Annotated in this window: 20 protein-coding genes; 8 read left to right on the plus strand and 12 right to left on the minus strand. The window is 72.0% G+C overall.

The window, feature by feature from the left end:
* Positions 1–37: 37 nt before the first annotated feature.
* The 3 genes from ABZY20_RS04960 to ABZY20_RS04970 form a co-directional block, all read right to left on the minus strand.
* A complete protein-coding gene (locus ABZY20_RS04960; RefSeq protein WP_356436627.1) occupies positions 38–1,651 on the minus strand; it encodes an ABC transporter substrate-binding protein in 1,614 nt (537 codons plus the stop codon).
* A gap of 626 nt (positions 1,652–2,277) precedes the next feature.
* Positions 2,278–4,185 (minus strand): translational GTPase TypA, encoded by a 1,908-nt coding sequence (gene typA / locus ABZY20_RS04965; protein ID WP_356436630.1) that lies wholly within the window; start codon positions 4,183–4,185, stop codon positions 2,278–2,280.
* Positions 4,186–4,537: 352 nt separating this feature from the next.
* Positions 4,538–6,709: an ABC transporter family substrate-binding protein gene (locus ABZY20_RS04970; RefSeq protein WP_356436633.1), complete on the minus strand. Its 2,172-nt coding sequence runs from the start codon at positions 6,707–6,709 to the stop codon at positions 4,538–4,540.
* A gap of 288 nt (positions 6,710–6,997) precedes the next feature.
* Between ABZY20_RS04970 and ABZY20_RS04975 the strand changes: the two genes are divergently transcribed.
* The 4 genes from ABZY20_RS04975 to ABZY20_RS04990 are packed head-to-tail and all read left to right on the plus strand — an operon-like array spanning position 6,998 to position 10,910.
* Entirely contained in the window at positions 6,998–7,288 is a 291-nt protein-coding gene (locus tag ABZY20_RS04975; RefSeq protein ID WP_356436634.1) for a hypothetical protein, read from the plus strand.
* A 55-nt stretch (positions 7,289–7,343) separates the two neighbouring features.
* Positions 7,344–8,180, plus strand: coding sequence for a hypothetical protein (locus tag ABZY20_RS04980; RefSeq protein WP_356436636.1), 837 nt, complete (start codon positions 7,344–7,346; stop codon positions 8,178–8,180).
* A 16-nt stretch (positions 8,181–8,196) separates the two neighbouring features.
* On the plus strand, positions 8,197–10,137 hold the full coding sequence (locus tag ABZY20_RS04985; protein WP_356436638.1) for a fumarate reductase/succinate dehydrogenase flavoprotein subunit: 1,941 nt from the start codon (positions 8,197–8,199) through the stop codon (positions 10,135–10,137).
* Positions 10,134–10,910 carry a succinate dehydrogenase/fumarate reductase iron-sulfur subunit gene (locus ABZY20_RS04990; RefSeq protein ID WP_356436641.1) on the plus strand — a complete coding sequence of 259 codons (777 nt, stop codon included), beginning with the start codon at positions 10,134–10,136 and terminating at the stop codon, positions 10,908–10,910. The genes ABZY20_RS04985 and ABZY20_RS04990 overlap by 4 nt, the downstream gene beginning before the upstream one ends.
* Here ABZY20_RS04990 and ABZY20_RS04995 read toward each other — a convergent pair.
* The 8 genes from ABZY20_RS04995 to ABZY20_RS05030 form a co-directional block, all read right to left on the minus strand.
* Positions 10,885–11,895, minus strand: coding sequence for an aminoglycoside phosphotransferase family protein (locus tag ABZY20_RS04995; protein WP_356436644.1), 1,011 nt, complete (start codon positions 11,893–11,895; stop codon positions 10,885–10,887). The genes ABZY20_RS04990 and ABZY20_RS04995 overlap by 26 nt on opposite strands.
* Entirely contained in the window at positions 11,892–12,989 is a 1,098-nt protein-coding gene (locus tag ABZY20_RS05000) for a hypothetical protein (RefSeq protein WP_356436647.1), read from the minus strand. Before ABZY20_RS05000 ends, ABZY20_RS04995 begins: the two co-directional genes overlap by 4 nt.
* Before the next feature lie 67 nt (positions 12,990–13,056).
* Positions 13,057–15,693 (minus strand): SpoIIE family protein phosphatase, encoded by a 2,637-nt coding sequence (locus ABZY20_RS05005; RefSeq protein WP_356436650.1) that lies wholly within the window; start codon positions 15,691–15,693, stop codon positions 13,057–13,059.
* 252 nt (positions 15,694–15,945) lie between these two features.
* Positions 15,946–16,377, minus strand: coding sequence for an ATP-binding protein (locus ABZY20_RS05010; RefSeq protein WP_356436652.1), 432 nt, complete (start codon positions 16,375–16,377; stop codon positions 15,946–15,948).
* Between the two features lie 137 nt (positions 16,378–16,514).
* Positions 16,515–17,015 carry a (deoxy)nucleoside triphosphate pyrophosphohydrolase gene (locus ABZY20_RS05015; protein ID WP_356436654.1) on the minus strand — a complete coding sequence of 167 codons (501 nt, stop codon included), beginning with the start codon at positions 17,013–17,015 and terminating at the stop codon, positions 16,515–16,517.
* Between the two features lie 167 nt (positions 17,016–17,182).
* A complete protein-coding gene (locus tag ABZY20_RS05020; protein WP_356436656.1) occupies positions 17,183–17,374 on the minus strand; it encodes an SPOR domain-containing protein in 192 nt (63 codons plus the stop codon).
* 340 nt (positions 17,375–17,714) lie between these two features.
* The gene (locus tag ABZY20_RS05025; protein ID WP_356436659.1) at positions 17,715–18,467 is read right to left on the minus strand and encodes a GntR family transcriptional regulator; all 753 of its coding nucleotides are present in this window, start codon (positions 18,465–18,467) and stop codon (positions 17,715–17,717) included.
* Between the two features lie 147 nt (positions 18,468–18,614).
* Positions 18,615–19,745 (minus strand): DUF4190 domain-containing protein, encoded by a 1,131-nt coding sequence (locus ABZY20_RS05030; protein ID WP_356436662.1) that lies wholly within the window; start codon positions 19,743–19,745, stop codon positions 18,615–18,617.
* An 84-nt stretch (positions 19,746–19,829) separates the two neighbouring features.
* Here ABZY20_RS05030 and ABZY20_RS05035 point away from each other — a divergent pair, with 84 nt between their 5' ends.
* Both ABZY20_RS05035 and ABZY20_RS05040 read left to right on the plus strand, forming a co-directional pair.
* Positions 19,830–21,044, plus strand: a complete 1,215-nt coding sequence (locus ABZY20_RS05035) for a serpin family protein (protein ID WP_356436665.1) — start codon at positions 19,830–19,832, stop codon at positions 21,042–21,044.
* Between the two features lie 181 nt (positions 21,045–21,225).
* Positions 21,226–21,438, plus strand: a complete 213-nt coding sequence (locus ABZY20_RS05040; RefSeq protein WP_356436668.1) for a DUF2283 domain-containing protein — start codon at positions 21,226–21,228, stop codon at positions 21,436–21,438.
* 28 nt (positions 21,439–21,466) lie between these two features.
* Here the strand turns inward: ABZY20_RS05040 and ABZY20_RS05045 are convergent, their stop codons facing one another.
* Positions 21,467–22,372, minus strand: coding sequence for a LysR family transcriptional regulator (locus ABZY20_RS05045; RefSeq protein ID WP_356437404.1), 906 nt, complete (start codon positions 22,370–22,372; stop codon positions 21,467–21,469).
* A 97-nt stretch (positions 22,373–22,469) separates the two neighbouring features.
* Between ABZY20_RS05045 and ABZY20_RS05050 the strand changes: the two genes are divergently transcribed.
* Positions 22,470–23,300 carry an oxidoreductase gene (locus ABZY20_RS05050; protein ID WP_356436670.1) on the plus strand — a complete coding sequence of 277 codons (831 nt, stop codon included), beginning with the start codon at positions 22,470–22,472 and terminating at the stop codon, positions 23,298–23,300.
* A gap of 180 nt (positions 23,301–23,480) precedes the next feature.
* Positions 23,481–25,061, plus strand: a complete 1,581-nt coding sequence (locus tag ABZY20_RS05055; RefSeq protein ID WP_356436673.1) for a S8 family peptidase — start codon at positions 23,481–23,483, stop codon at positions 25,059–25,061.
* Positions 25,062–25,088 lie beyond the last annotated feature (27 nt).

Below are 25,088 nucleotides of genomic sequence, written 5' to 3' on the forward strand. Positions count from 1 at the left end.
GCTTACGGCCTAGTGGGAAGAGCCCGGAAGGCTCCTCTTACTTGGTGGTGACGGCCCACACTTCGAGGTCACCGTGGAAGTCGACGTTGACATTGTCGACGTTCTTACCGTGGCCGCCGTTGATGCGGTAGTACCAGAGCGGGATGGCGGGCATGTGGTCGAGCAGCTTCTTCTCGACCTCCTGGAAGGCCGCCACCGAGTCCTCGACCGACTTGGCCTTGTCGGCCTTGTTCATGGCCTCGTCGATCTCCTTGTTGGAGAAGCGACCGTTGTTGGCCTCGGCGGTGGTGTGGTACAGCTCCTTCATGAAGTTGGCGTTGACCGGGTAGTCGGCGACCCAGCCACCGCGGTACATGCCCTTCACCTGGTCGTTGTCACGGGCCTCGAGGTCCGTGGCGAAGTCCGGCTTGGGGTCGCCGGTGCACTCGACACCGGTGGCCTTGCGGATGGACTCGCAGACCGCGGTCACCCACTCCTTGTGCCCACCGTCGGTGTTGTACTGGACGGTGAACTTGTTGCCCGGAACGCCACCGCCCTCCTTGATGAGCTGCTTGGCCTTCGTCGGGTTGTACGTGAACACGTCCGTGTCCAGCGTCTGGTTGCCCTTGACGCCGGGCGGCGTGAAGGACTTCGCCGGCGTGCGGGTGTTGTTCAGGACGGTCTTGGTGATCGTCTCGCGGTCGATCGCCATCGACAGACCCTGCAGGACCTTCGGGTCGATGTCCTTGAAGGTCTTGGAGTAGAACGCCGGGGTCAGCGTCTGGATGGCCGCGTACGGCTGCTCGATGGCGCCGTCGCCGAGGTCCTGCTTGTACTTCGGCAGGTCCGTCGGGCCGACCTGGCGGATCATGTCCAGGTTGCCGGAGACGACGTCCTTGTAGGCGGCCTCGAGCGTCGTGTACGACTTGAACTGGACGCCCTTGTTCTTCGCCTTGTTCGGGCCCTGGTACTCGTCCCAGGCCTTGACCTGGATGAGCTTCTTGTGGTCCCACTTCTCGAACGTGTAGGGACCGTTGCCGATCGGCTTCTGGCCGAAGGCCTTCGGGTCGTCGTAGAAGACCTTGGGCAGCGGGGCCCACGTGGTGTAGCCGAGCTTGTAGTTGAAGTACGGCATCGTGTACTTCAGCTCGATGGTGAAGGTGTGGTCGTCCACGGCCTTCAGACCGGACATGGTCTCGGCCTTCGGGTCACCCTTCTCGGGGTGGACGTCGTCGTAGCCCTTGATGTCCTGGAACCAGAACGAGTTCTGCTGGTTGTTCTTGATGTTGGCGTACCAGTTCCAAGCGTCGATGTACGACTTGGAGGTGACTTCTTCGCCGTTGTGGAACTTCCAGCCCTTCTTGAGCTTGACCGTCCACGTCTTCGAGTCCTCGGTGGTGACCGACTCGGCGTTCGTGTAGACGATCTCACCCTTGGAGTCGAAGTCCAGCAGCTGGGTGAAGACGGACTGGATGACGTACGAGCCGTTGCTCTCGTTGGTGTCAGCCGGGATCAGCGGCTTCTGCGGCTCGCCGACGTCGATCGAGACGTAGCCGGCAGGCCCGGAACCCTTCTTGTTCCCCTCGCTGTCACCGCCGCCGCCGCAGGCAGTGGCGGCCAGGGCGACGACAATCGCACCCGCGACCCACTTGGCGCTCATGGCACCGCGCATGGGTTCCTCCTCAGAAGTCATTGGTACACCGCAAAGAGAGCACCAGGACAGATCACCGCCACCGCCCGTCGCCAGTGCCGGAAGTTGCCTGATGCCCCCGCGCTCGTGAGTCGCGCCGCTGCCGGCGAGTGACCCGTTCGTCCGAGCTCTACGCGCCTAACTATCTGCCAAACGCCAGGACCGAACCACACTCTCGAGGTCTCGGTTCGATCACAGCTCGCGCCTACATCTTCCAAAATCCGGACAAAGGGTTTGGTGAAAGATCCCTGCGAAACGGACTTGTTACACATCTATCGGTGGCGACTGTCCGCATTCCGGACGCGAGAGTGAGAAAAACCGCTTGCGACTACCGTGACTCCCGTGCAGGGTGCCCGCGATGGCTGTCGCACGCTCAAGAAGGCTGTGCGGCAAGGCCGTTGTGCGACCCCGGGGGCGGGGAGGCGCGGCGCTTCCGCAGCAGGGTAGTGGCGGCGGGCCCTTCCCGACGGATGTGCCGGACAGATCTAGGGTTTTCCCTACCCTCCCTTTTGCGCACCCTTCCCCTTCGTGACCTCCTGTGACGTCCCCGACGACAGCACCGGGCACCCCGCCTCGCGGGGTGCCCGGTGCTGGTGGTGCGAAAGCCGTCAGCCGTGCTTGGCGCGGCTCGCGGCGCGGGCGCGCTCGCGGGCGTCCAGGTTCACCTTGCGGATGCGCACGGCCTCCGGGGTGACCTCGACGCACTCGTCGTCCCGGCAGAACTCCAGGGACTGCTCCAGGGACAGCTTGCGCGGCGGGACGATCGACTCGGTCACGTCGGCCGTCGACGACCGCATGTTGGTGAGCTTCTTCTCCTTGGTGATGTTGACGTCCATGTCGTCGGCGCGGGAGTTCTCGCCGACGATCATGCCCTCGTACACCTCGGTGCCGGGCTCCACGAAGAGCACGCCGCGCTCCTGCAGGTTGGTCATCGCGAAGGCGGTGACCGCGCCGGCGCGGTCGGCGACCAGGGAGCCGTTGTTGCGGGTCTGGAGTGTGCCGAACCACGGCTCGAAGCCCTCGTGGATGGAGTGGCCGATGCCCGTGCCGCGGGTCTGCGTCAGGAACTCCGTGCGGAAGCCGATCAGACCGCGGGAGGGCACGACGAACTCCATGCGGACCCAGCCGGAGCCGTGGTTCGACATGTTGTCCATCCGGCCCTTGCGAACGCCCATGAGCTGCGTGACGGCGCCCATGTGCTCCTCGGGCACGTCGATCGTCATGCGCTCGACCGGCTCGTAGACCTTGCCGTCGACCTCCTTGGTGACGACCTGGGGCTTGCCGACGGTCAGCTCGTAGCCCTCGCGGCGCATGGTCTCGACGAGGATGGCCAGCGCCAGCTCACCGCGGCCCTGCACCTCCCAGGCGTCCGGGCGCTCGGTGTCCAGCACGCGGAGCGAGACGTTGCCGATCAGCTCGCGGTCCAGGCGGTCCTTGACCTGGCGGGCGGTGACCTTGCGGTCCTTGACGGCCGCCTTGTTGTCGGCGCCCTTGCCGGTGGCGCCGCGGCCGACCAGCGGGGAGGTGTTGGTGCCGATGACCATGGAGATGGCCGGCTCGTCGACCGTGATCAGCGGCAGGGCGACCGGGTTCTCCGGGTCGGCCAGGGTCTCGCCGATCATGATGTCGGGGATGCCGGCGACCGCGCAGATGTCACCGGGGCCGGCCTTCTCGGCGGGCTTGCGGGTGAGCGCCTCGGTCATCATCAGCTCGGAGATGCGCACGTTCTGGACGGAGCCGTCGCGCTTCATCCACGCGACCGTCTGCCCCTTCTTCAGCTCGCCCTGCTGGACGCGCAGCAGCGCGATACGGCCGAGGAAGTTGTCGGCGTCCAGGTTCGTCACGTGCGCCTGAAGCGGGGCCTCCTCGTCGTAGGTGGGGGCCGGGATGTGCTCCAGGATCGTGGAGAAGAACGGCTCCAGGCTGGTGGAGTCGCTGGGGACGGTGCCGTCCTCCGGCTTGGTGAGGGAGGCGACGCCGTCACGGCCGCAGGCGTAGACGATCGGGAACTCGATCTGGTCCTCGTCGGCGTCCAGGTCGAGGAAGAGGTCGTACGCCTCGTTCACGACCTCGTCGATCCGCGAGTCCGGGCGGTCCGTCTTGTTGATGCAGAGGATGACGGGCAGCCGCTGCTGGAGCGCCTTGCGCAGCACGAAGCGGGTCTGCGGGAGCGGGCCCTCGGAGGCGTCAACCAGCAGCACGACACCGTCGACCATCGACAGACCGCGCTCGACCTCGCCGCCGAAGTCGGCGTGGCCGGGGGTGTCGATGATGTTGATGGTGATCGGGTCCCCGCCGTCCTTCGGGTGGTACTTCACCGCGGTGTTCTTGGCGAGGATCGTGATGCCCTTCTCACGCTCCAGGTCGTTCGAGTCCATCATGCGGTCGTCGACCGAGTCGAGCTGGTGCGCGGCGAAGGCGCCGGCCTGCTTCAGCATGCCGTCGACGATGGTGGTCTTGCCGTGGTCGACGTGGGCGACGATGGCGACGTTGCGGATGTCGTGGCGCGTGGCCATATTGAGGCGTACTCCCGGGTGGTGAGGAATGCCCTGCGCGTACGTCGGTGGTGCGCGGGCCCTGCCGGGCTCAACATGCCACGGCCTCACCCCATGGTACGGGTCCGCGCGTCCCGGGGTTAACGGGCCTACGTCGACGCAGGTCAGACCGACTTTTCAGGCACGCACGGCCACCTGCCCGCAGGCACGCCGGGCGGCCTGACGGCCCGGGGACGTGTCGGGTCGCCGTCCCCCGCCGCCCCTCGCCGGTTCCCGTCCCCCGTGTGCGCAACGCCCGCCGCCCGCACCATGATCACTGCTGGTCCCACGGTGCGGACGGCGGGCGGGAAGCCGGACGGGGTTCGCGCCCGGGCTACGAGGTCACCGTCTCCTTCGCCGAGGGCCCCGCCGCCGGCTTCATGCCCTTCTTCAGGAAGCCCATGTCCTCGAAGGCCGGTGCGCCGAAGCCGAAGGCGCCGGCGTTGACCAGGTTCTTGCGGGCGGCCACGAGCTGGGGGCGCTGATAGAGGGGGATGGAGCCGGCCGCGGCCCAGATGCGGGAGTCGGCCTTGCGGATCAGGGAGCGGGACTCGTCCTCGTCGAGGGTGGCGACGGCCTCGTCGAAGAGCTGGTCGACCTGGTCGGTGCCGACGCGGGTGTAGTTCTGCTCGATGCTCAGCGAGCCGTCGGCGGCCGGGACCGGCTTGGCGTAGACGGGGCGGGCGTCGGTGGCGGGGTAGGCGGTGGCGGGCCAGGAGTACAGGGCGAGGTCGTACTGGCCGGACGCGATGTGGTCCTTGAAGTAGGACTCGTCGGAGACCTTGGAGATCTCCGTGCCGATGCCGACGCGCTCCAGCATGCGCGTGACCCGGTCGGCCACCGTGCGCAGTGTCTGCGAGCCCGGGCCGGAGGGGAGCACGAAGCGCAGGGTGAGGGGCTTGCCGTTCTTGGCGAGCGGGGCGGACTCGCGGTTCGCGGGGGCGGCGGTGCCCTGGGGGGCGTAGGCGCCGGGGGCGCCGCCCTGGTGCGGGTGCTTGTACTGCCGGCCGTCCTGGGCGAGGTGGCCGGCCGGGTCGTGCTGGCTGCGCGCCTTGCCGTCGTCGCCCTCGTCGTCCCCGGAGCGCCCGGTGGCCTTCTCGCCCTCCGAGCCCGCAGCCTTCTCCTTCTCCTTGTCCTTCTTCTTTTCCTCGATCGGGCCGCCGCGCACCCACCCGGCGTCCGCGAGCAGCGCCTGGGCCTCCTTGGTGTCCTGGTCGCCGAGGGCGCCGCTGTTGTCGGCGTAGGCGGCCTGGCCGGACAGCGCCAGGTGGCTGCCGACCGGGACGGCGGGCAGGCCCAGCGGCTTGAGGACGGCCTCAGCGAGTTTCTTGCGGTCGAGGGCGCGGGCGACGGCCCTGCGGACGCGCTCGTCGGAGAGCGGGCCCTCGGCGCCGTTCAGGGCGAGCTGGGTGTAGGCGGGCTCCAGGGACTTGCGGACCTCGAAGCCGCCGAGGGCCTGCTGCTGCCGGGCGTACGTGGCGGCCGCCTTGTGCAGCTTCTTGCGGGCGACGGTCTCCTCGTCGGCGGCGTCCTCGTCGGTGCCGTTGGCCACGGCCCAGGACTCCAGGGCCCGGGCGGTGGTCCGGTCGGCGCCCGGACCCATCAGCGGGCTGCCGGAGCTCTGCGGGCGGGCGGCGACGGTGATGCGGCGGGCCGCGGCGGGGTCGACCTCGGCCAGGTCCAGGTCGCCGGCGGCCAGCTCGGCGGCCCGCTTGTCGCGCGGGACCGTGCGCAGCACGATCCCGGAGAGCTTGGCCGGCTCGCCCCACCAGCGCGGGTTGCGGGCGAGGGTGATCTCCTCGTCCTTGCGGTCGACCTTCTTCACCGTGAAGGGACCGGCGGTGACCTTGAGCTTCCTGCGGGCTCCGTCGTTGAAGGAGTCCGGGGTGCCCATGACGTCCTTCGGGTACAGCGGGGAGAACAGCGAGCGCCAGTCGGCGTAGGGGCGGGAGAAGGTGACCCGGACCTCCAGGTCGTTGTCGCCGCGCTCGATCTTCTGGATGCGGTCGTAGCCGGCGTTGCGGGCGGTCCAGTAGGCGGTGTCCTTGCCGGACAGGGCGCGCCACTGGGCGGCGAAGTCGGCGGCGCCGATCTCGCGGCCGTCGCTCCAGACGGCCTGCTGGTCGAGCTTGTACAGCACGACCTGCTTGGGCTCGGTGTCGACGACCTTCGCGGACTCCAGGTAGGCGGGGTTGCGCTCGGGGCGGCCGGAGGCGTTCATCCGGAACATCGACGGCAGGACGGCCTGGGCGACGCGGGCGGTGGTGGCGTCGGCGTCCGACTGGAAGGTGTTCAGGGTCTCGGGCAGCGAGTCGACGGCCCAGCGCAGTGTGCCGCCGTCCGCGATGCGGTCCCGGCCGGCGGGCTGGATGTCCGGGCCGGCGAGCGGCTTGCCGGCCGGGTCCTCGGAGCCGCATCCCGCGAGCGCGGGCACCGCGAGCACGCCCGCGGTCAGAAAGGCGACCGAGCGCGCGATCGCGCGCGGGCCTACGCCGTGCTGAGACATCTGCACTACCTCCGGGAAGCCGCGGGCGTTATGATCACTTTTGGCGGTATTTGGAGTTCATCTGATGTATGCGGCCACTGAAGAGGAAAGGGTTCGGCAACACAGAGCGACACGGCGGACACGGGCGGGAAGCCACCCGTGCGGCGCAACGCACCGCTGGATGCACCCGCACGCCTCGGCCAATCGATGCACATCCCTTCACAGCACAAGGTGTGACGCGCAACACTCGCAGGCGCATGGACGTTGCCGCCTTGGGCCTCGAAGGACCCGCGGAAGTGAGGGCAAGTCATGTCCGTTCACGACGAACTGACGTCAGTCCAGCGCTCGCTCGACGACCTGTTCCGGTCGCTGGGGCGCCTGGAGAAGCAGCTCGGCACCGGCGGTCTGGAGATGCGCCGCGTCCGGGCCGACGCCAACCACCTGCGCGAGAGCGTCGCCCTGCTGCGTGACGCCGCCGCGTCACCGGCCGCACCGAAGCGCCCCGAGCTCGTCACGATCTCGGACGCGCCGTACGACCCCTCCCTGTGGGTCGACTCGGACGACGAGGGGCTCGGCGCCCGGGACCGGCGCGCTCCCTGACCGGGAGGGCGTCGAGCGACCGGCACCTCTCCTCAACCCCGACCGGAGTCGTCACGTGGCCACTGGCACGGAACCTCCCGCCACAGATCCCCGTCCGAGAAGCGGCGGCGTGCGGGCGGGTGCGCGCGCCGCGATCGCCGCCCCCCACCTGCGCACCGACCGCTGGTGGCTCGCCCCCGCGGCGACGGCCGCCGGCCTGCTGGCCTTCATCGTCTACTCGACCTGGCGGGCCTTCGCGAACGCCGACTACTACGCGGCGCCGTACGTCTCGCCCTTCTACTCCCCGTGCCTGGCGGAGAACTGCGAGCCGATGAAGGCCGGCCCGAACTGGGAGATCTTCGGCAGCTGGTGGGGCATCTCACCCGCGATCATCATCCTGATCTTCCCGCTCGGCTTCCGTCTGACCTGCTACTACTACCGCAAGGCGTACTACCGCGGGTTCTGGGCGTCCCCGCCGGCCTGCGCGGTGGCCGAGCCGCACCGGAAGTACACCGGCGAGACCCGCTTCCCGCTGATCCTGCAGAACATCCACCGCTACTTCTTCTACGCCGCGATCCCCGTCGCCGGGATCCTGACGTACGACACCGTGCTCGCCTTCCGCGACGAGGACTACCAGTGGGGCCACATGGGCCTCGGCACGCTCGTCTTCCTCGTCAACATCGTGCTGATCTGGGCGTACACGATCTCCTGCCACTCCTGCCGGCACATCGTCGGCGGCAAGCTGAAGCACTTCTCGAAGCATCCCGTGCGCTACCGGATGTGGCGGTGGGTGGGCAGGCTCAACGCCCGGCACATGCAGCTCGCCTGGGCGTCGCTGGTGAGCGTGGCGCTCGCCGACTTCTACGTCTACCTGGTCGCCTCCGGCGCCTTCGACGATCCGCGGTTCTTTTGATGAGTGGAGCGTTCTGATGTCCGTGGTCGACCGTCAGGAGTGGGACGTCGTCGTGGTGGGCGCGGGCGGCGCGGGCCTGCGCGCCGCCATCGAGGCCCGGGAGCGGGGCGCCCGTACGGCCGTGATCTGCAAGTCGCTGTTCGGCAAGGCGCACACCGTGATGGCCGAGGGCGGCATCGCGGCGGCGATGGCCAACGCCAACGAGAACGACAGCTGGCAGGTGCACTTCCGCGACACCATGCGCGGCGGCAAGTTCCTCAACCAGTGGCGGATGGCCGAGCTGCACGCGCAGGAGGCGCCGCAGCGGGTGTGGGAGCTGGAGACCTGGGGCGCGCTGTTCGACCGCACCAAGGACGGCCGGATCTCCCAGCGCAACTTCGGCGGCCACGAGTACCCGCGCCTCGCGCACGTCGGCGACCGCACCGGCCTGGAGCTGATCCGCACCCTGCAGCAGAAGATCGTCTCCCTGCAGCAGGAGGACTTCGCGGAGACCGGTGACTACGAGTCCCGGCTGAAGGTCTTCCAGGAGTGCACGGTCACGCGCGTGCTGAAGGAGGACGGCCGCGTCTGCGGGGTCTTCGCCTACGAACGCGAGTCGGGGCGCTTCTTCGTGCTGGAGGCACCCGCCGTCGTGATCGCCACCGGCGGCATCGGCAAGTCCTTCAAGGTGACGTCGAACTCCTGGGAGTACACCGGTGACGGCCACGCCCTGGCCCTGCTCGCCGGGGCTCCCCTGCTGAACATGGAGTTCGTGCAGTTCCACCCGACCGGCATGGTCTGGCCGCCGTCGGTGAAGGGCATCCTGGTCACCGAGTCGGTGCGCGGCGACGGCGGTGTGCTGCGCAACTCCGACGGCAAGCGGTTCATGTTCGACTACGTCCCCGACGTCTTCAAGGAGAAGTACGCCGAGACCGAGGACGAGGCCGACCGCTGGTACGACGACCCGGAGCACCACCGCCGCCCGCCCGAGCTGCTCCCCCGCGACGAGGTGGCGCGGGCGATCAACACCGAGGTGAAGGAGGGGCGCGGCTCCCCGCACGGGGGCGTGTTCCTCGACGTGTCGACGAGGATGCCGGCCGAGGTCGTCAAGCGGCGGCTGCCGTCGATGTACCACCAGTTCAAGGAGCTGGCGGACGTCGACATCACGGCCGAGGCGATGGAGGTCGGGCCGACCTGCCACTACGTGATGGGCGGGGTCGCGGTCGAGTCGGACACGGCGGCGGCGCGCGGGGTGCCCGGGCTGTACGCGGCCGGTGAGGTGGCCGGCGGGATGCACGGCTCCAACCGGCTCGGCGGGAACTCGCTGTCCGACCTGCTGGTGTTCGGCCGCCGGGCGGGCCGGCACGCGGCCGAGTACGCGGCGGGACTGGCCGGTGCGCGGCCCGTCGTGGACGGCGCGCAGATCGACGCCGCCGCCGCGGAGGCCCTGCGGCCCTTCTCGGCCGAGGCGGAGTCCGGGGAACCGGAGGGCGGCCCGCCGGAGAACCCGTACACCCTGCACCAGGAACTCCAGCAGACGATGAACGACCTGGTCGGCATCATCCGCCGCGAGCCGGAGATGAAGCAGGCCCTTCAGAAGCTGGCCGAGCTGCGGGTCCGGGCCCGGAGGGCCGGGGTGGAGGGGCACCGGCAGTTCAACCCCGGCTGGCACCTCGCCCTGGACCTGAGGAACATGCTGCTGGTCAGCGAGTGCGTGGCGCGTGCCGCGCTGGAGCGCACCGAGTCGCGCGGCGGGCACACCCGCGAGGACCATCCGTCGATGGACCGCAGATGGCGGCGGATCAACCTGCTGTGCGCGCTGACCGACCCGACGGGCGGACTGGCGGCGACGGACCCCGTCCGCGGCCAGATCACCCTGACCCGCGAGACCACCGAACCCGTCCGTGCCGACCTGCTCGCCCTCTTCGACAAGGAGGAGCTGGTCAAGTACCTGGCCGAAGAGGAGCTCTTCGAGTGAGCAGCTACGAGGCCCGCTTCAAGGTGTGGCGGGGCGATGCGGGCGGCGGCGGCCTGGAGGACTTCCGGGTCGAGGTCAACGACGGTGAGGTGGTGCTGGACATCGTCCACCGCCTCCAGGCCACCCAGGCGCCCGATCTGGCCGTGCGCTGGAACTGCAAGGCGGGCAAGTGCGGTTCCTGCTCGGCGGAGATCAACGGCCGCCCCCGGCTGATGTGCATGACCCGCATGTCGGTGTTCGGCCGGGAGGAGACGATCACGGTGACGCCGCTGCGGGCGTTCCCGGTCGTGCGCGACCTGGTCACCGACGTCGGGTTCAACTACGCCAAGGCCAGGGAGGTCCCGGCCTTCGTGCCACCGGCCGGGGTCGGGCCGGGCGAGTACCGGATGATGCAGGAGGACGTGGACCGCTCGCAGGAGTTCCGCAAGTGCATCGAGTGCTTCCTGTGCCAGGACACCTGCCATGTGGTCCGCGACCACGAGGAGAACAAGCAGGCGTTCGCCGGGCCGCGTTTCCTGATGCGGGTCGCGGAGCTGGACATGCACCCGCTGGACGCGGCGGCGGAGACGGGCCTGGACCGCAAGGCCACGGCCCAGGACGAGCACGGTCTGGGCTACTGCAACATCACCAAGTGCTGCACGGAGGTCTGCCCCGAGGGCATCAGGATCACGGACAACGCGCTGATCCCCCTGAAGGAACGGGCCGTCGACCGCAAGTACGACCCGCTGGTGTGGCTGGGCTCGAAGATCAGGAGGCGCTCCTCAGCAGGGTGAGCGCCTGCCGCAGGTTGTGCTCGGCGATCTCCCGCATCCGCTCCGGGTGCGGGAAGTCGCCCTCGGCGAGGGCCAGCGGGCCGGCGACCAGGCCGAGGTGCATCGCCAGGCGGTACAGGCGCAGGCGTGCCGCGTCCAGGCCGGGGACACGCAGGGCCTCGTAGTGCTCGCCGAAACGGAGCGCGAGGAACACGTGCTCCTGCTCCAGGTCGCCGTACATCAGCCCCTCGATGTCGATGAGCGCGGGCTGTCCGCCGGCCGTGAGCAGGACGTGGTCCGGGCCGAGTTCGCCGTGCAGCAGGGTGTGGCGGTCGCGGGGCCGGACCTCGGCGGCCAGGGCGAGGACGGTCTCCTCCAACTCACCGCGTACGGCGGCGGCTCGGGGGTCGCGCGCGGCGGCCTCGGCGAGGTGGCGCAGGGCGTCCTCGGTGACGCGCCGGGCGCAGGAGCCGCCGAGGGAGGATCCGCCGCGGTCGACGACGGCGACCTTGCCGAACCGGGGGCCGGTGCGGGCATGCAGCGCGGTGAGCAGGTCGGCGAAACGCTCCAAGGCCTCGGGAGCCCGCCGCGGGTCGCGGGCCAGGGCGTCCTCCAGGCTGCCTCCGGTCAGGTCCTCCACGACGGCCGTGTCCGCGGGGAGGTGCGTGTGCGAGGCGTCGGTGTGCAGGAGGCGGGGCGTGCGGACACCGGAGGCGGCGAGGCGTTCGTGGGCCGCCGTGAACAGCTCCAGCCCGGTACCGGGCGAGAAGGGGTCGCGGGAGTCGGGGTCCGGCTGGTCCCAGTAGTCCTCGCCGGGCGACCAGACGTAGGCGACGGCGGTGGAGTGGTCGTCGAGGGTGAGGCGGTAGACGCCCTTCCTGCTGCCGCCGCGCAGGCGCCGTACGCCGGTGAGGGTGCGGGCCGGGCCGAGGGCGGCACGGGCGAGGGGGGCGAGGCGGGTGCGGGTGAGGGGGCGTCGGGCGCGACGGGCCGGGCTTTCGGTCACCGCACCCAGGCTTCCCTGTAGGCGCGCCAGTTCGCCTCGGTCGCGGCGAAGTCGATGTACAGCGCGACGCCGAAGCGGGCCCGGTCGGCGTCCGTGCGGGACAGGCCCAGGCGGACGCCCCGGACGGCGGCGGGCACGGTCTCGGCGTGGCCCCAGTGGGCGATGTTGTTCTCCCAGTAGAAGGGCAGGCCCATCAGCAGGTCGGTGGTGGGCGGGGTGACCTCCAGGGCGAGGGAGGTCTGCTGGGCGACGTAGCCGCCGTAGGCGCCCTCCAGGGGCAGCGCGGTGTCGTACGACATCACGGCGATCTGGTCGACGCGGCGGGCGACCTGGCCGAAGAACGCCTGCGACCACCACTTGGGGTGGCCGGTGACGGCGCCGCGCACGGTGTGGAGGGCCGGGAGCGGGTCGATCTGGTGGGCGGCGACGGAGAGCCGCGCGTCCCGGGAACGGGTCTCGCGGCGCAGGGCGTCCAGGAGGGTGAGGTAGTTCCGGTCGCCGGAGTGCAGGGGCTCCAGGTCGAGGTGGATGCCCTCGTAGCCGCCGTCCAGGACCTGCCGGGCCGAGCGGACGACGGCGGCGCGGGTCTTCGGGTCCTCCAGGCGCATGCCGTTCGGGCTCTCGCTCGCGACGACGTCGCCCAGGAACGCCTGGACGCGGACGCCGGGGAGCTTGTCGTGCACGGCGTCGAGGAACCAGCGGGCCCGGGGGCGGACCGACTCGGGGAGGGTGCCGTCGTGCTCCAGGGGGCCCGAGTGGACGTACAGGTCGCGGACGCCGGTGCCGCGCAGACGGCGCGCCAGGGCGGTCACGTCGGCGTCCTTCTTGCGGCCGTCCACCCAGGCGTGGCCGAGCCAGAGGGCGTCGCGGTGGCGGGTGTACGTGCCGTCCACCGGGTCGCCCAGGTAGTTGACGCGGAGGGCCGCCAGGGCGGACAGGGGAGGCACGAGGAGGAGGAGCAGCACGGCGAGCACCGAGCGTCTGATCCAGCGGCGGCGTCCCTTCGGGCCGGGGCCCGGCGGGACGTGGTCGCTGTCGGCGCCCGATGCCGCTGTCCCGGTCGGGTTGGTGGTGGTGCCTTCCGCGCGGTCCATACCGTCTCCCCCGGTGATGCCGATGGTGTCTCCGGGGAGGACGGTGCGTACCGGTGTTCGGTTGCGGTCAGAACAGGCTGAGCAGTGCCTCCGCGGGGTCCGTCAGGCCCGTCTCCCCTCCCGGGAGGGGCAGTTCGAACCACACCGTCTTGCCCCGGGGCGTGCGGCGCGAGCCCCACGCGGCGCTGAGCAGTCCGACCAGCTGCAGGCCGCGGCCGCCCTCGTCGGTGTCGCGCGCGCGGCGGCGGCGCGGCTGGACCAGGCCCGCGTCCCAGACCTCGCAGACCAGCGTGCGGTCCAGCAGCAGCCGGAGGCGGATCTCGCCCTCGCCGTAGCGCAGGGCGTTGGTGACCAGTTCGCTCACCAGCAGTTCCGTCGTGTCGACGAGGGGCTCCATGTCCCAGCTGAGCAGCTGGGCGCGCGCGTACTCCCGGGCCCGGCCCACGCTGCGCGGCTCACGCGGCAGGGTCCAGTCGCCGACGGACTCGGTGGGCAGCCCCTGTACACGTGCCATCAGCAACGCGATGTCGTCCTCGCCGTGGTGCGTGTCGAGGGTGTTGAGGACGCCGTCGCAGACGTCCTCCAGCGGCTGGGTGGGGTCGGACAGCGCGGTGACGAAGGCCTGCAGGCCCTCGTCCAGGGGATGGTCGCGGCTTTCGACCAGTCCATCCGTGTAGAGCGCGAGCAGGGCGCCTTCGGGCAGTTCGACCTCGACCTCCTCGAAGGGCTCGCCGCCGACGCCGAGCGGCAGGCCCGGCGGCACGTCCAGCATCAGCGCCGGCTCGCCCGGTTCGACCAGCACGGGCGGCAGATGGCCCGCGTTGGCGAACGTGCAGCGCCGGGTGACGGAGTCGTAGACGGCGTAGACGCAGGTGGCGAGGTACACCTCCGACAGGTCCGCCTCGCGGGGGCGGCGGGCCGCCCGGGTGGCCTGCTGGACGCCGCCGGGGGCGCCGAGGCCGCGGGCGATCTCGTCCAACTGGGCCAGCACCTCGGCCGGTTCCAGGTCGAGCTGCGCCAGGGTGCGCACCGCGGTGCGCAGTTCGCCCATGGCGACGGCGGCGCGCAGGCCGCGGCCCATGACGTCGCCGACGACGAGGGCGGTGCGGTGCCCGGGCAGTTCGATGACGTCGAACCAGTCGCCGCCGACCTCGCTGGGCCGGCCGGTGTTGGCGTTGCCGGGCAGGTAGCGGCAGGCGATGTCGAGGCCCGAGGCCTCCGGGTCGCCGGGCGGGAGCAGGGACCGTTGCAGTATCAAGGCCCGTTCGTGCTCACGGCGGTAGAGGCGGGCGTTGTCGATGCAGACGGCGGCGCGGGCCGCCAGCTCCACCGCGAGGTCGCGGTCCCGCTCGCCGAACGGCTCGCTGCCCTTGGTCCGGGCGAACTGCACGAGTCCGACGACGGTGTCGTGGGCGACCATCGGCACGGCGAGCGTGGACTGCACGAGCCCGCCGTCCTCGCCGGGGACGGTCTGCGGCCGGGCCGTGCGCAGGGCGTCCGCGCAGGAGGAGTTGAACGGGTAGTGGTGGACGGCGCCGACGGCGACGGGCGCCCCGGTCCCGGTGAAGGGCGCGTCGGAGACGGCGCTGGCGAAGGCCACGCGGCGCAGTTCGGCGCTGCCGTCGGCGAGCCCGGGCGGGGTCTCGTCGCCGACCAGCAGGCCCTGGTAGAGGTCGACGGTGGCCAGGTCGCAGAAGCCCGGGACGACGACGTCGAGGAGCTGGCGGGCCGTGGTCTCCAGGTCGAGGGAGTTGCCGATGCGGGCGCCGGCCTCGTTCAGCAGGGCCAGGTTGCGGCGGGCGGCGGCGGCCTCGCGGGCGGCGGCGCGGCGGGCGGTGATGTCGATGCCGAGCCAGGCGATCCCGATGGGGCGGCCCGAACCGCTGTGCACCCGGTAGAGGTTGACGGACCAGTGGCGGCGCTCGTCGGAGCCCGGCACGAAACCCGTGACGTGCATGTCCGTGATGGAGTTGCCGGTCTCCAGGACGCGGCGCATCGTGGCGGCGACCCGCTCGGCCTCGGCGCGCTGGAGGTAGTCGTGGACGCCCTTGCCGCGGTGGTCGTCGGGCGAGCCGCCGAAGATGGACGCGAACCGCTGGTTGGCGCGGCGGACCCGCAGGTCCGGGTCGATCAGCAGGAACCCGAACGGCGATTGACCGAAAATGGCCTGCGAGGCGGCGAGGTCGGTCTCGATGCTGCGCAGGGTGCGCACGTCGACGACGATGCAGACGGCGGCCTTCTCGCCCTCCACGGTGCGGGTCGGCATGACGTACACCTCGGCGAGGCCCTCGTGCCCGCACTCCCCCTGGACGCCCCTGGGCAGCCGGAAGGGCACCACGCCGGTCCATTCGCGGCCGTCGAGGATCTCCGCCATCTTGCGCACGCCGCGCTCGCGATGGCGCGGGTCGATGAAGGCCTCGATGGGGTCCATGCCGACGGCGCGGTCGGCCGGGATGCCGAAGAGGTGCTCGGCGCGCAGGCTCCACTGGTCGACGAGCCCGTCGGGACCGATGGAGAAGGACGCGACCTTGATGTAGTCGTAGATGGATCCGGGGGGACTGCTCTGCCACATGGCGTCACCGGTCCGGCTCCCGTCGGCCGCGAGCGCACCCCCCACCGCGGAGGCCAGGCCGTCGGCGGCCCCCGCCCTCGCGCCCTCCGACGGGTCCTCGGACTCCGTGGACTTCGCTGGTATCTCGCTCACGCGAACCGTCCCCTCCAGCTCACCGCGTCCGGCACCGGTCACCGGGGGCGGCTGCCCGCAGTATCCAGCACTACGGTGCCGCACAACACGGTGTTCACGATCACAGCACGGTCCCGATGGTTTTCGGTCCGGACCGTGAGAACACTTCCAGTCTTCTAACCAGGGGACACGTCGTCGAACCCCGTCGACGGGCAACCGCCACTGGCCTGAACCAATCGCTCTACAACGGCGGACCGTCCGTACACCGTTTGTTCACTCCGGCACCGCGAGTTCGAACCACACGGTCTTGCCCGTTCCACCGGGCCGGGTGCCCCAGTTCCGGGAGGAGGATGCGACCAGTTGCAGTCCGCGGCCGCTCTCGTCCTCGGGGCGGGCGGTGCGCTCGCGGGGCGGGTCGGGCAGGGGGTCGGAGACCTCGACCCGGAGGACGCCGCCCGGGCCCGAGGGGCGGATCAGACGGACGCCGATGGGGCCGGTGGCGTGCCGGAGGGCGTTGGTGACCAACTCGCTGACCAGCAGGGCCGCGAGGTCGGCGAGGCTCTCCAGGCCCCAGGCGCGCAGCCGGAGACGGACGGCCCGGCGGGCGGCGCGCACGGCGTCCGGCTCGTCGGGAAAGGTCCACTCGGCGCAGTCACCTCCGGTGTCGCTCACGCCGATCACTTCCCAGCCAGCAGGCCCACCCATGACCGATTTCACGGGGTTAATGGGCACATACCCGAAATAGGGGGCGGAGTATCGCGCAAGGCGGCGCCCTGTGGCACGGACGGCGCAGGACGCGCCCGGCAGGCAGCCGCCCCGCCGCCGCACGCCCCCGGGCCGCCTCAGGCGCCGGCCGATCCCGCTCCCGATCCCGCGGAACCGGGAGCGGGATCGAGGGCCGCATCAGGGGGCGAGTCGGGGTCGAGGGTGGGACCGGAGCCGGAGCTTCCCAGATGCGCGAGGGTCCGGCGTACGGCCGGGACGTCCTGGTCGAGCCAGTCGACGTCCCAGATCTCGTGCGGGCCGAGCCAGCGCAGTTCGTCGTGGTCTTCCAGGGGTTCGGGGGCAGGGGAGCCGGGCCGCAGGCGCGCGGTCCACACCCGCAGGACGTACGGGGGTTTCAGGGGCCACTGCCCGGGCACCTGTTCGCCGGGCTCGGCGTCGACGCCGAGTTCCTCGCGCAGTTCCCGCACGAGCGCCGCGTCGGCCGTCTCGCCGGGCTCGACCTTGCCGCCGGGCAACTCCCAGCGCCCGGCCAGCTCCTCGGGTGCGCTGCGCCGCGCGGCCAGCAGCCGGCCGCCGTCGAGCAGCGCGGCACCCACGACCACGATGTGCTCCGTCATGCGGGGAGCCTACGGGAGCTCCGCCGACGGGCGGTCAGGCCGAAGGGACCCCCGTTCGATCGCGCACGCGGTCAGCCGTGCGCGCAAGGTGCGAGGCACGTGGTCAGTCGTGCTCGCGAGGGGCGGTGCGCGGGGTCGGTCGCGCACGCCGTGGGCCGGTCACGGGGTCAGTCGTGCACGGCCGGTCCGTTCCGGTCCAGGCGCTCGACCCAGTAGAGCTGTTTGTGACCGCGTCCGTCGAGGCTGTCCGCGATCTTCTGGGCCTCGGCCCGGGTCGCGTACCGGCCGACGCGGTACCGGTTGCCGTTGTCGTCCTGCCGTATCACGAGCCAGGGAAGAGTGACCGTGCTGTCGTTCATCGCGTCCCTCCACTTCCCGCCCGCGGCCTGTGCCGAGCCCCACCCGCTAAGGAAACCGCAATGCGCATATGCCCGAGCCTACGCCTAACCTTTACGCAGCGAATCCGGCTTTTCACAAAGAGGTACGCAACCAGCCAGAACGCGGGGGGCGCACGACGGCGAACGCGCCGTGGGCGGGCCGCGGCGCAGCGGCTCGGAGGCATACCGCATACACGGTCGGCCACCTGCGGGGACGGCGGCCGGTCCGGGGCGTGCGAGCGTACCGGACCGGGACGGTCCGCGGGGCCGTACGGGGGGTGGGGCGCGCGGGGAGCGCACCGCGAGGCGATCGGGGCGGCCGCTACTTGACCGGAAGGTGGTAGGCGACCCGGTACCGATCGGCCGGGACGACGATGTCGGCCGTCTCGACCGGGCGCCCGGAGGCGTAGAACGTGCGCTGGACGACCAGGACGACATGGCCGGGGACGCCGCCGAGCAGCAGCAGTTCCTCGGCGAGGCCGGGCCGGGCGCCGACCTCCTCGGTGACGTTGTCCACGATCACGTCGATGGCGCGCATGCGCTCGACGACGCCCATGCCGCCGAGGGGGCCCTCCTCGGGCAGCATCACGGGTGTGCGCCCCGTCACGGCGAGCGGCTCCCAGGAGGTGGAGAGCATCATCGGCTCGCCGGCCTCCCGGAAGAGGTACTTCGTGCACATCACGCGCTCGCCCGGCTCGATGCCCAGCCGCTCGGCGACCGCCACGCTCGCCTCGGCCTGCTCGCTGCTGGACTCCCAGGTGCCCTGCCCGTCGCCGTCGGCCTGCTCCTGGCGGAAGGGCGTCGCCCCGCCGGCCGGGCGGTAGCCGGAGCGGGAGACGCGCCGGGGCACGGGGCGCTCGCGCACATACGTCCCCGAGCCGGAGCGGCCCTCGACCAGCCCCTCCGCCATGAGCACCTTGCGGGCCTCCAGGGCGACCGTGTCCGAGACGCCGTACTCCTGGCGGATCCTGGCCTGGGAGGGGAGGCGGGTGTGCGGTGGGAGCCGACCGTCGACGATCTTCTTGCGGAGATCACCCGCGACACGCAAGTACGCCGGCTGCTCACCGAATGTCACTGGCCGCTCCCATCAGGTTGTACAGACAGCAACAGCCTGGCAACCGTAGGTTGTGCCGTGCAAGCAAAGGCCAGAGAATCACTCGATGTGATGACAGGGTGGTCCGAGGGCCTTTACGCAGGCACTTTCTCCCCGTTATAGGCGCGATCACACCTGCGCTTCGGAGTCCCCGCCCGCGCCCCCGTCGTACGCCGGCGGCGTCGCCGCGAGCCCGAGGGCCTTGCGCGCCGTGACGGTCGACCCGCCGTCCACGTACCCGTACGCCCGGTCGTAGTGCGCCCGGTAGGTGTCCGCGTCGCCGGCCGTGCTCGCCCCCTTCCACTCACGGCGGGCGTCCTCCAGGTCCGCGACCAGGGCGGTGACGGGCGCGCGGGCCCCGGACGGCCAGGAGCGGCCGCGCAGGGTCCCGATCTGCTCGCCGAGCACCTCGTGCACCCGGCCCGCCCAGGCCCGGTGGCCGGCCAGGTCGTCCTCGGGCAGGTCCTCGGGCTCCTCGTACAGGGCCGCGTCGACGGCGTTGGCCGCGGCCAGGAAGGCGATCTGGTCGCCGTCGAGGGTGGTGGCGTCGCCGCGCAGCGAACCGGTCAGCCCGGCCCTCGCCTCGGTGTTGCCGAAGACGCAGGTGATCACGCGGTCGCCGAAGCGCCAGCTGTCCCGGGACGGCATGAGGTAGTAGACGTCCACGTCGGACGGCATCGCCCAGGAGTCCATGGCGTACTGGTCCCGGAGCGCGAAGCACCGCTCGTCGCCGATGCCGGCGATCTTCTCGTCGCCCGGGAAGGCGCCGCCCGGCAGCGTGACGGTCGCGAACACCTCGCCGTCGTGCCTGCCCTCGCACGGCACGGGGTCGACGTCGTAGGTGTCGCCCTCCAGGCCGCCGGGGGCGTCGAAGCAGTCGCCCTTGCGCAGCGACAGGCTCTCGTTGCCCCTCGCACCGTCCTTGAAGCCCTCCCAGACCTCGGCGGCCGCGCCCGTGGACAGCGTCACCGCCCACAGCACGATCCCGAGGGAGGACAGCGCCGCTCCGGCGACGGCCATGCCCCGGCCGCTCTGACCCGACCGCCTGATCTGCGCCAGCGCGATCAGCCCCAGGACCAGTCCCACCGCGGGCAGGAAGCAGAGCACGCCGAGCACGAGGGCGGCGACCGCGAGCGCGTTGACGGAGACCGGGGTGCCGTACGGCCGCCCGTACGGGCCGTGGGCCCCGGGCCAGGGGGTGGCGGGCGGGCCGTACGGGTCCTGGGGCTGCTGGTGCCCAGGGGGCGGGGGTATCGACACGGGTACGGTGCTCCTGGCTGGGGCGGCGGGCGGGATCTGCCGTACGGCTGGGCGCATCGTAGGCGGCGGATCGGCGAGGGTGGAATGCGGGCGGCGGACGCGGTGATCGGGGCGGCGAACGGTCTGACGGCCCGCTGGGCGGCGGGAATCCGCGCCGGCACGGTGTTCTCGGGGGCGGGGGTCTGGCCCCTGCTGGCGCTCCTCGCGGACGGGGCGGCCGGTGCGGCGCGCCAGGAGCTGGGAGCCGCCCTCGGCCTGCCGGCGGGTCAGGCGGGTGCGGCCGGGCGGGAGTTGCTCGCCGCGCTGGAGGAGATCGAGGGTCTGGAGTCCGCCCTGGGCCTGTGGACCGCGCGGACGGTGGAGCTGCGGGAGGGGTGGGCCGCGGGGCTGCCGGCCGGACTGCACGGGGTGCTCACGGGAGACGCGGCGGCCGACCGGGGCGCCCTGGACGCGTGGGCGGAGCGACGGACCGGCGGCGTGATCGGGCGGCTGCCCGTGCCGCTGCGGCCGGACACCTCCCTGCTGCTGGTGACCGCGCTCGCGCTGCGGACCGACTGGGAGACGCCCTTCAAGGGCGACCTCATGCCCTGGCGCGAGCACGACCGGGCCGGGCTCACCCGTACCCGGGCCGGGCTGGACGAGGTGGCGGTCGCGCACGGGCCGGGCGGCGCGGTGACGGTGGCGACCGTGCGCGGCACGAACGGGCTGGACGTCCTGCTGCTGCTGGGCGAGGAGGAGGCGGCTCCCGGCGCGGTCGTCGGCACGGGCGTCGAGGTGGTCTCGGGTGCGGTGCCGGCCGTCCCCGGCAGCCGGCTGCCGGTCGGCCCGGCGGGGCCCGGGCTGCGGCTGGAGAGGCTGCGCACCGTGCGTCCCGAGCCGCCGGCCCTGACGCTGAGGACCGTCGAGTTCGCGCTGACCGCCCATCACGACCTGCTGGCCCGGGCGGAGTCGTTCGGCCTGGCCACCGCCGCCGACGGCACCCCGGGCCACTTCCCGGGCATCAGCGCCGCACCGCTCGGGCTGGCCTCCGCCCGGCAGTCGGCGACGGCGACGTTCAGCGCCGAGGGGTTCCGGGCGGCGGCCGTGACGCTGATGGAGGCGGAGTGGCTGGGCTGGGAGGACCGGCCGGAGCCGCGGCACGGGACGACCCGCGCGCACGCCGTCTTCGACCGGCCCTTCGGCTTCCTCGCCGTCCACCGCGGGACGGGCCTCGTCCTCGCGGCGGGCTGGGTCGACGACCCGAAGCGCTTCCCGGAGGACTTTCCGGAAGGCTTTCCGGAAGACTCTCCGGAGGACTGACCGCCCACCGCGCCGCGGGCGGCTGCACGCGGCACGCGGCAGGACGGCTCGGGCGGGGTCGTCGCGGGGCGGCCGATGCCGCGCCAGGGCATGATGACCGTCTCCCGGCACGCGGAGGCGGCGTGTCCGTCGGCCGCGACCGGGGCCGGGGCCGGGAGGGACCGCCGCAGAGAGGCGAAGCATGCACATCGAGTACGACCGCGAGAACGACACCGCCTACCTCTCCCTCACCGGGGGCGTCGCGGACGGCGCCGCCGTCCGGCAGATCCCCGTCGACGGGGTGGGGACGGACGCCGAGGTGCTCCTCGACGTGGACGCCGCAGGGCGGCTGCTCGGCATCGAGGTCATCGGGGCCGCGGGCGCGCTGCCCGAGGAGCTGCTGAAGGACGCCTGAGCGGGCCCGAACCGGGCGGGCCCGACCGTCACGGTCCCTGCGTCGCCTGCCGGCAGGCCCGGGCGTACGCCCGCACCAGGGGCCGGTGCCCCTCCTCCTGCCGCCAGGCCAGGACGTAGCGGCTGGGCGGGACGCCGCGGACCGGGCGGGCCGTCACGCCGCCCAGGGTGAGGAGCGGGACGTTGCCCGCGGCCACGAGGCAGACGCCCAGACCGGCGGCCAGCGCCTCGTAGGTCTCCTCCGTGCTCGCGATCTCGGCGCCGATGCGCGGCGGGCGGCCGTCGCGGGAGCCGAGGGCGAGCCAGTGGCCGCGCAGCGGTCCGGTGCTCTCGGGCAGGGCGAGGAACGGCTCGTCGAGCAGGTCCGTGAAGTCGACCGTGTCGCAGGCGGCGAGGGGGTGGGTGTCGGGGAGGGCGACCATGAGCGGCTCCTCGGCGACGACCGTCCAGGCGTAGCGGTCCTGGCCGGGCAGCGGCAGCCAGACGAACGCGACGTCCGCCGAGCCGTCGGCGAGGCCCGCGGTCGGGTCCTGCCAGTTCACCTGCCGCAGCCGGAGGACGGCCTGAGGGTGGGCGGCGGTGAAGCGGGAGCGGATCGCGGGCAGCAGGCCGCCGCGGACCGGGCTGGTGCTCATGCCCACGACCAGGGTGTTCTGCCGCGCGGACCGGACGGCGTCCACCGCGGCGGCGCCCTCCCGCCACGCCTCCAGCACCCGGCGGGCGTGCGGCAGCAGCGCCGTACCGGCGTCGGTGAGGGCCACGCCGTGCCGGTCGCGCCGGAACAGCTCGGTGCCCAACTGCCGCTCCAGGGCCCGGATCTGCTTGCTCAGGGCGGGCTGGGAGACGTAGAGGCGTTCGGACGCGCGGGTGAAGTGCAGGTCCTCGGCCACCGCCACGAAGTAGCGCAGGTCCCGCACGTGGACGTCGATGCTCATCACCATCGGTTATCACCGTAGGTCTTGGACGGGCAACCGCGCACGGCGTGAGGGTGGTGCCGCAACGGCACGAGAGAGCACGAGACGAGGAGCGGTCATGCACAAGGTCTGGCTGATCACAGGGGCGAGCAGCGGGTTCGGGCGGGCGATCGCCGAGGCAGCGCTCGCTGCGGGCGACGTCGTCGTCGGGGCGGCCCGGCGCCCCGGGGCGCTGGAGGACCTGGTCGCCGCCCACCCCGACCGGATGGAGGCGCTGCGCCTGGACGTCGCCGACACGGGCGCCGCGGAGGCCGCCGTCCGGGACGTCGTGGCGCGGCACGGGCGGATCGACGTCCTGGTCAACAACGCCGGACGCACCCACGTCGGCGCCTTCGAGGAGACCACCGAGGAGGAGCTGCGGGCGCTGTTCGACGTGCACGTCTTCGGCCCGGCGGCGCTCACCCGGGCGGTGCTGCCGTCCATGCGGGAGCGGCGCTCGGGGGCGATCGTGCAGATGAGCAGCATGGGCGGGCAGATGTCGTTCGCCGGGTTCTCGGCGTACAGCGCGACGAAGTTCGCCCTGGAGGGCATGTCCGAGGGGCTCGCGGACGAGGTCGCGGAGTTCGGCGTCAAGGTGCTGATCGTCGAGCCGGGGGCGTTCCGCACCGGGCTGTTCGCGACCGGGCGGGCCGGTGTCAGCGCGGACAGCGGCGTGTACGGCAAGGTGAGCGAGACCCGCGGCTTCGTCGCCGGCGGTCACGGCACCCAGCCCGGCGATCCGGCCAGGGCCGCCGCCCTCGTCCTGGCCGCGCTGGAGGCCGAGTCCACGCCGCTGCGGCTGCCCCTGGGCGACGACGGGGTGAGCGCGGTGCTCGGCCATCTCGACCAGGTGCGGGACGAGGTCCTGGCGTGGGAGAAGCGCGCGCGGGACACCGCTTTCCACGACTGACGGGCTTTCACCGGGGTCCTGCGCATGCGTGCAGGACCCTTGTGCAATTCCTGTGGATCCCTCAATCTTTCGGCTGACGCACCGGAGTCGCCACCTGGTTGACATGACCATGACCTCAGGTGCTCCACCGGGCGTGCACCCCACCCCACAGCGCACCACCGATTGAGGAGGACCCCTCAGATGGCAGTGATGCGTACTCCCCGCAGCTCCTCCCGGCGAAGACTGGCCGCGCTCGGCGCGACGGCCACCGCGGCCCTCGTCGCGAGCCTCGTCTCCGCCCTCCCCGCCGCCGCGGCCCCGGCCGCGGCCGAAGGGCCCGTGCGGTACGCGGGCGCCGCGAACGCGGTGCCCGGCAGCTACATCGTCACCCTGAAGACCGAGAAGGCCGGCTCCGCCGAGGGCCGCGCCCTCGCGCGCAAGTACGGCGCCGACATCGAGCGGACCTACCACAAGGCCCTCAACGGCTACGCCGTGGAGGCCTCCGCGTCCGAGGCGAAACGTCTCGCCGCCGACCCGGCCGTCGCCTCCGTCGTCCAGGACCGGACGTTCTCCATCACCGGCACGCAGCCCAGCCCGCCCTCCTGGGGCCTGGACCGCATCGACCAGCGGAACCTGCCGCTGAACAGCTCGTACACCTATCCGGACCCGGGCGGTGAGGGCGTCACCGCCTACGTCATCGACACCGGAGTCCGCATCACCCACGGCGACTTCGGCGGGCGCGCCTCCTACGGCTACGACGCCGTCGACAACGACAGCACCGCCCAGGACGGCCACGGCCACGGCACCCACGTCGCCGGCACGGTCGCGGGCAGCGCCTACGGGGTCGCCAAGAAGGCCAAGGTCGTCGGCGTCCGCGTGCTGAACAACTCCGGCCAGGGCACCACCGCCCAGGTCGTGGCCGGCATCGACTGGGTCGCGCGCAACGCGGTCAAGCCGGCGGTGGCCAACATGTCCCTCGGCGGCTCCGCGGACTCCGCCATCGACACGGCCGTCCGCAACGCCATCGCCTCCGGCGTCACCTTCGTGGTCGCCGCCGGCAACGAGTCCACCGACGCCTCCACCAAGTCACCGGCCCGGGTGGCCGAGGCCGTGACAGTCGGCGCGACGACGTCGAGCGACGCGCGGGCGAGCTACTCCAACTACGGCTCGATCCTGGACCTGTTCGCCCCGGGCTCGTCCATCACCTCGGCGTGGAACTCCTCCGACTCGGCGACCAACACCATCTCCGGTACGTCGATGGCGAGCCCGCACGTCGCCGGGGCCGCCGCCCTGTACCTGGACGGCAACCCCACCGCCACGCCCGCGCAGGTCTCCGCCGCGCTGACGTCCGCCGCCACCACCGGCGTCGTCACCGGTCCCGGCAGCGGCTCGCCCAACCGGCTGCTGAACGTCGGCGGCGGCACGACGCCCCCGCCCGGCCCGCGCTTCGAGAACACCGCCGACCACGCCATCGCCGACAACGCCACCGCCGAGTCCCCGGTGACCGTCTCCGGCGTCTCCGGCAACGCGCCCTCGGCCCTGGCCGTCGAGGTCCACATCGTCCACACCTACATCGGCGACCTGCAGGTCCAGCTGATCGCGCCCGACGGCACGGCGTACACGCTGAAGTCGTACGGCACCGGCGGCAGCGCCGACAACATCGACACCACGTACACGGTGAACGCCTCCTCCGAGGCGGCCAACGGCACGTGGAAGCTGCGGGTGAGCGACAACGCCCGCTACGACACCGGGCGCATCGACGCCTGGGCGCTCCAGTTCTGACGCGGTGAGGGGGCCGGGCCGTACGCG

The organism is Streptomyces sp. NPDC006624, from assembly GCF_040611555.1.
Classification (GTDB): domain Bacteria; phylum Actinomycetota; class Actinomycetes; order Streptomycetales; family Streptomycetaceae; genus Streptomyces.